Genomic DNA, 9,040 nt, shown 5'->3' with positions numbered 1-9,040 from the left:
AGCAGACATGGACGGCCTCTCAGAATCGCTTAACGGCGCAGATCTTGTTGAAATGGCTATCTGCATGAGGCCTCTGTGAAAATATTGAGCCGCGATTTCAGGGTTCTAGCGATTATGCTTCCGAGCCTGTCAGAATTTTTTGACATTTGACCTTCGCGCGCGCACACTAAATCTACCTAAGTGGCCGTGGTGCATGGAATTGCATGCTGGGCGGCTGCGGCGGCCTTGGAGGAGGGGACAAGATGCGCGACGGAGGACAGGAAGGACAGGCCGATTTATCGGACGGTCAGGGTAAGGGAATACGCTTTTTGGTTGAATCTGCTCTTCGCTCCGTCGCCTCTGCCAGCCAGAGCACGGAACCCAAGACGCGGGACGAATGGATCACCCAGCTCTGTGCCGCGCTCGTGTCGGATTCCGAAACCAGCCACAAGGCGGTGATCTCGTCGCTGATCGCAAAGGGCGTGACGCAGCGCGAGGTATTCCAGTCCTACATACCCGACGCCGCGCGGGTGCTCGGCGAGATGTGGGTGCAGGATCGTGCCAGCTTTGTTGATGTGACGCTCGGCGCGTCGCGGCTTCAGGCGCTGTTTCGCAGCTATGGCGAGGACGGGTTCGACCGATGGCTCGACCGCAGCATCCCGCTTGGCCAGTCGGTGCTGATGATCATCCCCGAGTTCGAGCATCACTCGCTCGGGGCGTTTGTCGCTGCAGACCAGTTCCGCCGTCACGGACTCTGGGTGCATATGGGAATCGGCCTCAATCGCGAGGAATTGACCAAGCTTGTCGCGAGCGGACGGTTTTCCATGCTAGGCTTGAGCGTGGCAACGCGAAAAACGGTTGAAAAGGTGACGGAATTAATAGATTACATCCGGGCCGACAATCCTGACTGCCCGCCGATTGTCATTGGTGGTCGCGTCGTGGACGATGCACGGATGATAGAACGCCGCACTGGCGCCGACCATGCCGTGAAATCGATCCGCGAGGCAATCGAAAGATGCGGTCTGGCTGCTGTCGGGCAGGAACTGCCCTTCGACTCGGCTCTCTAGGGGCGGAGGACGTAAAACCGGAGTATGGGTGTGACCAAACAGGAACGAACATCGGAACGACTGTGCGCTGGTGCTCTTCCTGATCCGGGGATCGTCGAGAAACTCATCGAGCAGGCGTCGGACATCGCCGTCATGGTCGATGAGGCTGGCATCGTGTCGGGCATTTCGGTAAATTCGGATTGTCCCTCGCTGGGGTGCCTCGACCATTGGGTCGGACGCGAGTTCACGAGCTTCCTGACCTCCGAGAGCGAGGAAAAATATACCGCGCGCCGCCGACAGATGCTGGGGGATCCCAAGAGCGTGCCGCGTCCGGTCGAGCTCAACCATATCGACAACGCCACCTGGGAATTTCCCGTGCGCTATACGCTGCACCGCGTGGAGGGGCAGGGCGTGCTGCTTCTGGGGCGCGACATGCAGCCCGTTGCCGAAGTGCAGCAGCGGCTGCTGCGCGAGCAGCAGGCCCGCGAGCGGGACCAGCAGCGGCTGCGCGGCGGCGAGACGTATTACCGCGTCGTGCTGGAGGCCTCCGAGACGCCGATGGCGCTGATTGATCCCGAGAGCGGGCGTATCCGCGACATCAACAGTGCGGCGGCGCATCTTCTGGGATCCAAGTCCGACACGCTGGCCGGTACCGCCTTTGCGCAGGCGTTCGAGGGCCGCCGACGCGGCGAGTTCATGGAGGCGGTGCAATCCGCGGCCCAGGCCGACGAGACGAAGGGCGTTGAGGTGGTGGCGCGCCGGAACGGGCGCGTCGTGATGATCTTTCCGGAGTTCTTCCGCGCGTCGGGCGATCTGGTGGTCTTGTGCCGCATCGCGCTGGTCGATGAAAAGGACGCGGGCGGACCGGAATTCACCCAGGCGCTCGCCGCTCTGTTCGCGGCCTCCAGCGATGCAATCGTGCTCACCGACGCCAAGGGCGTGATCCGCGACGCCAATGAGGCGTTTCTGATCATGGCCGATGCCGCGCAACTGCGCGACGTCAAGGATCAATCGCTGTCGGAATTCCTGTCCCGTGGAGCGGTTGATCTCAAGCTGATCCTCGAGACTGCAGCCAAGTCGGGGCGCATGCGCAGCTATGCCGCGCAAGTCAAGAGCATCGTCGGCACGCGTGCCTCGGTGGCGATATCCGCCGCCCGCCTGCGCCATCGCGGGGGCGATCTGGGCTTTGGCCTGATCCTGCGTGAGCAGACGCCGGGCGATTATCCGGCCGCTGAGGGCGCGGTCGCGGTCAGTGACGAGGCGATGAAGAACGTGATGGATCTGGTCGGCACGGCGTCGCTGAAAGAGCTGGTCTCGGCCACTTCCGATGTGGTCGAGAAGATGTGCATCGAGACGGCGGTGCAACTGACCGGCAACAACCGTGTCGCGGCGGCGGAAATGCTCGGTCTGTCGCGCCAGAGCCTTTACGTCAAGCTGCGCAAATATGGGATGCTGAACTCCGACAGCGAGGGGTGAGGTTTGATCTGGGGTCGGATGCTCTGGTGAGGGTTTGGCCCGTTGCGAACTTACGACTACCTTCGGTGCGTTTCGCGCGGGATGCGGCAACGGCGGCTCCAGCCCAAAACTGACAGGCCATATCCCCCGTCACCACAACAAAACCCTTTATCCGACTCGCAATGTATAGTTTAGTTGACACTATGAGTGTCACATATTCATTACGCGATGCGCGCCGCCTGCCGAAACCGCGCGCAATGCTCACGCTGATCAAGCCGATCACGTGGTTTCCACCGATCTGGGCCTATCTCTGCGGGGTGGTCTCGTCGGGCGTGCCTCTGACATCTGCCCCTTGGCTGGTTCTCATTGGCATGGTGCTGGCCGGGCCGGTGGTCTGCGGGATGAGCCAGGCGGCGAATGACTGGTGCGACCGGCATGTGGACGCGATCAACGAGCCTGATCGGCCGATCCCCTCGGGGGCCATACCGGGCCGCTGGGGGTTGTGGATCGCGCTGGCGATGAGCGGTATGGCGCTCTTACTTGGCGCCACGCTCGGGCCGTGGGGCTTTGGCGCGACCGTCTTCGGGGTGCTTGCGGCCTGGGCCTATTCGGCGGAACCGGTGCGGCTCAAGCGGTCGGGCATATGGGGGCCGGGCCTTGTGGGGCTGTGCTACGAGGGGTTGCCATGGTTCACCGGGGCCGCCGTGCTGGCCGCCGGTGCGCCTGCCTGGCCCGTGGTGATCATAGCGGCGCTCTATGCGCTTGGCGCGCATGGCATCATGACGCTCAACGATTTCAAGGCGCTGGAGGGCGACCGGCAGACCGGGGTCAATTCGCTGCCCGTCACGCTTGGGCCCGAGCGCGCGGCGCGGGTGGCCTGCGCGGTGATGGCGGTGCCGCAACTGGCGGTGATCGGCCTCTTGCTGGGCTGGGACCGTCCATATCATGCCGCCGCGATTGGTTTGCTTGTTCTGGCGCAACTCTGGGCGATGCGAATCCTGTTATCCGATCCCAAGGGCCGCGCGCCCTGGTATAACGGCACGGGCGTCACCGCATATGTCTCCGGCATGATGATCGCCGCCTTTGCCATTCGCACGATCGGAGGGGCGGGATGAACCTGAGTTGGCTGCAAATCTTTCGCATGGGTCTGGTGCAGATGTGCCTCGGCGCGGTGGTTGTGCTCACGACCTCGACGCTGAACCGGCTGATGGTGGTGGAACTGGCGTTGCCCGCAGTGCTGCCGGGGCTGCTGGTGGGGCTGCATTACGGGATTCAGATCACCCGGCCGAATTGGGGCTTTCTGTCGGATACCTCGGGCAACCGCACGCGCTGGATCATCGGCGGCATGGCGGTGCTGGCGGCGGGCGGCGGGCTGGCCGCGCTTGGCGTGGTGATGATGGAGACGCAGTTCGGCGCGGGGCTGGCGCTGTCGATCCTGGCCTATGCGCTGATCGGTCTGGGGGCGGGGGCGTCGGGCACCTCGCTTCTGGCGCTGTTGGCCACGGCCTGCACGGCGCGCCGCCGGGCGGCGGCGGCGACGATCACCTGGCTGATGATGATCGCGGGGATTGCCATCACGGCGGGCACCGTAGGCGCATTTCTTGACCCCTACAGCCCGGCACTGCTGTTGCGGATCGTCGGCATCGTGAGCCTTGGTGCGGTGGTTCTGACCGCGCTGGCGATCTGGGGCATCGAGGCGCGCACGGGCGCGCAACCGCTCAAGGCCGACGGGCCGGTGCGGTTCCGCGAGGGCCTGGCCGAGATCTGGGCCGAGCCCGAGGCGCGCAATTTCACCATTTTCGTGTTCCTGTCGATGACCGCCTATTTCATGCAGGAACTGATCCTCGAGCCTTATGCCGGGCTGGTCTTCGGCATGACGCCGGGACAGTCCACGCAGCTTTCGGGCGCGCAGAACGGCGGCGTTTTCCTGGGCATGCTGACGGTGGGCATCGCGGCCACGGGTCTGCGGCTCGGCTCCATCCGGCATTGGGTGGTGGCGGGCTGTCTTGGCTCGGCCATGTCTTTGGGGCTGATCACCGCGCTCGGGGCGTCGGGCGTGGCGGCGGCGCTGGTGCCGGCGGTTGTGTTGCTGGGGTTCTTCAACGGCATGTTCGCGGTCGCCGCCATCGGCGCGATGATGGCGCTTGCCGGGCAGGGCCGCGGATCGCGCGAGGGTACGCGCATGGGTCTGTGGGGCGCGGCTCAGGCGATGGCCGCAGGCTTTGGCGGGCTGGTCGGTGCGGCGGCGGTCGATGTGATGCGCCGGGTAATGGTGACGGATGCCCCCGCCTTCGGCGCGGTCTTTACCTTCGAGGCCGCTCTTTTCGTGCTCTCGGCGCTCTTGGCGCTAAGGGTGATTGATCACGGTCGCGACCGCGGTGCTGCGACCCTCGTTCCGGGAGAATGAGCATGTATGATGTTGTTATCGTGGGCGGTGGCCCCTCGGGGGCTACGGCAGCCGAGGATCTGGCGCGCTCGGGTCACAGCGTGGCGCTTTTGGACCGGGACGGGCGGATCAAACCCTGTGGCGGGGCGATCCCACCGCGTCTGATTGCCGATTTCGATCTGCCGGATGAGCAATTGGTCGCCAAGATCACCACCGCGCGGATGATCTCGCCGACGGGTCGGCATGTGGATATCCCCATCGAGAACGGTTTTGTCGGCATGGTGGATCGCGAGCATTTCGACGAGTTCCTGCGCGCCCGCGCAGGCCGCGCCGGGGCCGAGCGCGTCACCGGCACCTATCTGCGGATCGACCGCGCGGGGGGTGCGCCCGCCGTGATCTACCGCGACAAGGCGAGCGGTGAGGAGCGTCGGCTTGAGACCCGGCTGATCATCGGCGCGGATGGCGCGCGTTCGATCGTGGCGCGCGACGAGGTGCCGGGCGGCGACCGCATCCCCTATGTCATCGCCTATCACGAGATCATCGAGGCCCCGCAGGCCACCGGGGCCTATGACCCGGCGCGCTGTGACGTGATCTATGACGGCGCGATCTCACCGGATTTCTACGGCTGGGTGTTTCCGCATGGCAAATCCGCGAGCGTCGGCATGGGCTCGATGGTCAAGGGGGTGGATCTGAAACAGGCGACAGCGGCGTTGCGTGTTTCCAGCGGGCTGACCGATTGTAAGACCATTCGCCGCGAGGGTGCGCCGATTCCGCTCAAGCCGCTGGAGTGCTGGGACAATGGCCGCGACGTGGTGCTGGCGGGCGATGCGGCGGGGGTGGTGGCGCCGTCCTCGGGCGAGGGGATTTACTATGCTATGGTCGGCGGGCGCGTGGCGGCGACGGCGGCGGCGGCCTGTCTGGCCTCGGGACGCGTCAAGGATCTGCGACTGGCCCGACAGCTCTTCATGCGTGAGCATAAAACCGTGTTCCGGGTGCTGGCCTCGATGCAGAATGCCTATTACAAGTCGGATGAGCGGCGCGAGCGGTTCGTCTCGCTCTGCCATGATATCGACGTGCAGCGCCTCACCTTCGAGGCCTATATGAACAAGAAACTGGTGAAGGCCCGCCCGATGGCGCATCTCAGGATCGGATTGAAGAACCTCGCGCATCTGACCCGGCTGGTGCCGGCGGGTTATACATGAGCGTGATGATCCCGACATGGGTGGGCGGCGATCTGGTCGCTGTCGAGAAGCTCGAGGTGCATCGGCGCGGGCTGCGGCACAAGGCGGTGTCGGTCTTCGTGATGTGCGGCGAGCGGGTGCTGTTGCAGCGGCGGGCTTTGGGCAAGTATCACACGCCGGGCCTGTGGGCGAATACCTGTTGCACCCATCCGCATTGGGGCGAAGAGCCTGCGGAGTGCGCGCGCCGTCGGCTGGATGAAGAATTGGGGGTCAGCGGGTTGCGGCTGAGCTATCGTGACCGGGTGGAATACCGCGCCGATGTGGGCGGTGGTCTTATCGAGCATGAGGTGGTCGATATCTTTATCGCCGATGTTGCGTCGCGCATCCCCGTGCAGCCTGACCCGGATGAGGTGATGGAGGTGGAGTGGTGCGCCATGCACGATCTGCGCGCGCGGATCTCGGCAGAGCCTTCGCGGTTTACCCCGTGGCTGCGGATCTATCTCGAAGAGCACCGGGCGCAGATTTTCGCCTGAACGCGGGGACAGCGCGCGTCAGCGTCGGGCATGGTCACGGCAGTGGCTCCGGGCTCGGCTTCACCAGCCGAGCCAGGCCGTCCGTGCAGGACGCCAGCAGGGCGCCGCTCACAAGGCGCGACGTTTGTCCACCTTGGGACGCGCTATGTCGAGATCCGAGTCGGTCTCGGGCAGGCCCTCGCGCGACAGGAGCACCGCCACCGCGCGCAGCCCCGGCACATGGCTGCACACGATCATCAGCGCCACCATGATCGGCACCGCGAGGAACATCCCCGGAATCCCCCAGACCGCTGCCCAGAAGGCGAGGCTGATGATGATGCCAAAGGACGACACCCTGAGCGCGCGGCCCATCAGCATCGGGTCGATGATATTGCCGAAGAAGAACTGGATCGCCCCGACCAAAAGGAAGATCGCCAGCGTCAGTGTGCCATCGGCCAGTTGCACGAAGGCCACCAGCGCCACCAGGACCGTCGCCACGATGGAGCCGATCGAGGGGATGTAATTCAGCACGAAGGTGAGAATTCCGAGCGCCCCTGCCAGTTCGAGATCGAAGAACCGGGCGATTCCGTAGACCAGGAGCCCCGTGACTCCGCTCACCAGTGTCTTGACCAGCAGGTAATAGTTCACCCGGTGGATGATCGAGCCGATGATGCGGCTGACCTTTTCGGCCTGCACGGCGTCGCCGAACAGGCTCTCCAGCTTGGTGCCGAACCAGACCCGTTCGGCAAAGAGAAAGCCGACGAAGAGAATGATCAGCACCGTGCCCTGCATCAGGCCGCCCGCCTGTCCCGCGATGGTGCGCAGGTAACCCGCCACGTCGAGCGTCGCGACCGAGTTGAACACCGCCTTTTCGGCATCGGGCCCGAGCCATTTGAACATCGCCGAAATCGCCTGCGGCGCGCGGTCGGTATAGGCCAGCGTGGTCGAGAGCACCGTGTTGGCCTGGGACAGGATCACCGCCGTCAGGCTGAGCAATGCCGCCGAGATCATCAGCAGCGCCACGATGCTCGCCAGCCAGTTGGGCACCCGCACCGGCCCCACCCGCATCCGCGCGATGTAATTGATCGCGTCCGAGGTCAGGCTGAACAGGATGATCGCGGTCGCCAACGAGATCAGCAGGAACCGCGCCTGCACCAGCAGGAACAGGACCACCGCAAAGGCGATGATGATCTGCGCCACAGTGCGAATGCGCTGCAATTCGGGGGCGCTCGGGGTCTCGCGACCTGGTTTCTGGTTTGGGGATGTCACTTGGGGCTCGTCGCTGTCATCTTTGGCTGTCGGAGGACTATTCGCACTGAGTATCAGGAAATTGCGGGAAAGATACAATCATCACCGCATGGCGAAAGACAGCCCCTTGCAAATCCCCCGGTCCTGCGTCTAGAAACCGCGCAACGGAGAGGTGGCCGAGTGGTCGAAGGCGCACGCCTGGAAAGTGTGTAGGCGGGAAACCGTCTCGAGGGTTCGAATCCCTCTCTCTCCGCCATTTTTTATTTTAGTGCTTTGTTTTTAAACAATATTTAAATAGCACTCCAAATCTTGCCACGATAAATGCCACCAACCTGTGCGCCATTGGGTGCCATTGGGTGCAACAACCTGCATCTGTCGCTGGCGTTTCGATCAATCAGTTCATGATCATGATCAAGCTAGGGTCGGCGTGAATCGTGCCATGGTAGCTATACCGATGTATGGAAAATTCATTCGCGGTGCAGAGTCCTACGGCGATCCGAGAAAAAATCTGCTATACGCAAACTTACATCAACTTGCATATCGCCTAGCCGCGTCGGGAGCCTGGAAAACAGCCGACGGGGTAAAAAGTCGTGTGCTCAACGCAAGGAGACCTCGAGTGTCATTAACCTCTACTACCTACTATTTGTCCGTCGAGCAAGTCGCAAAGCGCTTCAGCGTCTCGAAGGACACGATCTGGCGCTGGAAGCGGAACGGCGAATTCCCGGCACCGGTCAAGCTGGGCGGGACGGCCACCCGCAGGGTCGGCTGAGGGCAGAGTCGAATGGGACGCTGCAGGCGCCGCAGCGGTGGCGTGTGCCCGTGCTTTCGAGCGGCGAGGTCTCGCTCGAAGAACACATGGCCAGCGCCGGGCGCAAGATGTTCGCAAGCCAGGAGGTGCGTCTGATCAATCTCGAAGCGGACTCTCGTGCGGAAGGCGCATTCAATGTGCTGCACGGATCGGAAAACAGCAAGATCTTTGCTGAATGTGTCGATTGTGCGTGCCTTGAGAATTATGGTCATGCCGGTCCTATCTTCGTGGAAAACGTGATGGGGAACATCGATAAGGTGGGAACTGGCGGGCGTTTATCGATGAATTCTGCCGCGTCACTGCGATGAAGGCGGATGTGCCGGCCAACGACGGTCAGGTTCAGCGTGTCCTGAAGCGTTTCGCGCTGGCGGCACTTGCCGGAGAACTGGCCACGAAGAATGGACTGACCGACTGGCCTGCAAATG

At 63.4% G+C, this 9,040-nt stretch carries 9 protein-coding genes and 1 tRNA gene; 9 read left to right on the top strand and 1 reads right to left on the bottom strand.

Annotated features, from left to right (window positions below; genetic code table 11):
• Positions 1-308: 308 nt before the first annotated feature.
• From ACSSV4_RS11675 to idi, 6 genes are all read left to right on the top strand, one after another.
• Positions 309-1,046: a cobalamin B12-binding domain-containing protein gene (locus ACSSV4_RS11675; RefSeq protein ID WP_454275324.1), complete on the top strand. Its 738-nt coding sequence runs from the start codon at positions 309-311 to the stop codon at positions 1,044-1,046.
• A gap of 30 nt (positions 1,047-1,076) precedes the next feature.
• A complete protein-coding gene (gene ppsR, locus ACSSV4_RS11670) occupies positions 1,077-2,501 on the top strand; it encodes a transcriptional regulator PpsR (protein WP_454275323.1) in 1,425 nt (474 codons plus the stop codon).
• Between the two features lie 182 nt (positions 2,502-2,683).
• Positions 2,684-3,595 (top strand): chlorophyll synthase ChlG, encoded by a 912-nt coding sequence (gene chlG / locus ACSSV4_RS11665; RefSeq protein ID WP_454275322.1) that lies wholly within the window; start codon positions 2,684-2,686, stop codon positions 3,593-3,595.
• Positions 3,592-4,887 carry a BCD family MFS transporter gene (locus tag ACSSV4_RS11660; protein WP_454275321.1) on the top strand — a complete coding sequence of 432 codons (1,296 nt, stop codon included), beginning with the start codon at positions 3,592-3,594 and terminating at the stop codon, positions 4,885-4,887. Before chlG ends, ACSSV4_RS11660 begins: the two co-directional genes overlap by 4 nt.
• Before the next feature lie 2 nt (positions 4,888-4,889).
• Positions 4,890-6,068, top strand: a complete 1,179-nt coding sequence (locus ACSSV4_RS11655) for a geranylgeranyl diphosphate reductase (protein WP_454275320.1) — start codon at positions 4,890-4,892, stop codon at positions 6,066-6,068.
• Positions 6,065-6,580: an isopentenyl-diphosphate Delta-isomerase gene (gene idi / locus ACSSV4_RS11650; protein WP_454275319.1), complete on the top strand. Its 516-nt coding sequence runs from the start codon at positions 6,065-6,067 to the stop codon at positions 6,578-6,580. Before ACSSV4_RS11655 ends, idi begins: the two co-directional genes overlap by 4 nt.
• Positions 6,581-6,688: 108 nt before the next feature.
• On the opposite strand, the gene ACSSV4_RS11645 is transcribed toward idi, so the two are convergent.
• A complete protein-coding gene (locus ACSSV4_RS11645) occupies positions 6,689-7,759 on the bottom strand; it encodes an AI-2E family transporter (protein WP_454275487.1) in 1,071 nt (356 codons plus the stop codon).
• A gap of 214 nt (positions 7,760-7,973) precedes the next feature.
• Between ACSSV4_RS11645 and ACSSV4_RS11640 the strand changes: the two genes are divergently transcribed.
• The 3 genes from ACSSV4_RS11640 to ACSSV4_RS11630 all read left to right on the top strand — a co-directional run bounded on the left by ACSSV4_RS11640 (position 7,974) and on the right by ACSSV4_RS11630 (position 8,923).
• Positions 7,974-8,063, top strand: a tRNA-Ser gene (locus ACSSV4_RS11640).
• 183 nt (positions 8,064-8,246) lie between these two features.
• On the top strand, positions 8,247-8,576 hold the full coding sequence (locus ACSSV4_RS11635; protein ID WP_454275486.1) for a helix-turn-helix transcriptional regulator: 330 nt from the start codon (positions 8,247-8,249) through the stop codon (positions 8,574-8,576).
• A gap of 50 nt (positions 8,577-8,626) precedes the next feature.
• Entirely contained in the window at positions 8,627-8,923 is a 297-nt protein-coding gene (locus tag ACSSV4_RS11630; protein ID WP_454275318.1) for a hypothetical protein, read from the top strand.
• Positions 8,924-9,040: the final 117 nt, after the last annotated feature.

Source organism: Roseovarius sp. MBR-154, from assembly GCF_053628595.1.
Note: the sequence above shows the minus strand (reverse complement) of the source record. Positions and strands in the feature narration are given on the sequence as shown.

Excerpts from the sequence above, each read along its gene's own strand:
- chlG (WP_454275322.1), top strand. The coding sequence starts at position 2,684 with ATGAGTGTCACATATTCATTACGCGATGCGCGCCGCCTGCCGAAACCG.
- ACSSV4_RS11660 (WP_454275321.1), top strand. The coding sequence starts at position 3,592 with ATGAACCTGAGTTGGCTGCAAATCTTTCGCATGGGTCTGGTGCAGATG.
- ACSSV4_RS11655 (WP_454275320.1), top strand. The coding sequence starts at position 4,890 with ATGTATGATGTTGTTATCGTGGGCGGTGGCCCCTCGGGGGCTACGGCA.
- idi (WP_454275319.1), top strand. The coding sequence starts at position 6,065 with ATGAGCGTGATGATCCCGACATGGGTGGGCGGCGATCTGGTCGCTGTC.
- ACSSV4_RS11635 (WP_454275486.1), top strand. The coding sequence starts at position 8,247 with ATGGTAGCTATACCGATGTATGGAAAATTCATTCGCGGTGCAGAGTCC.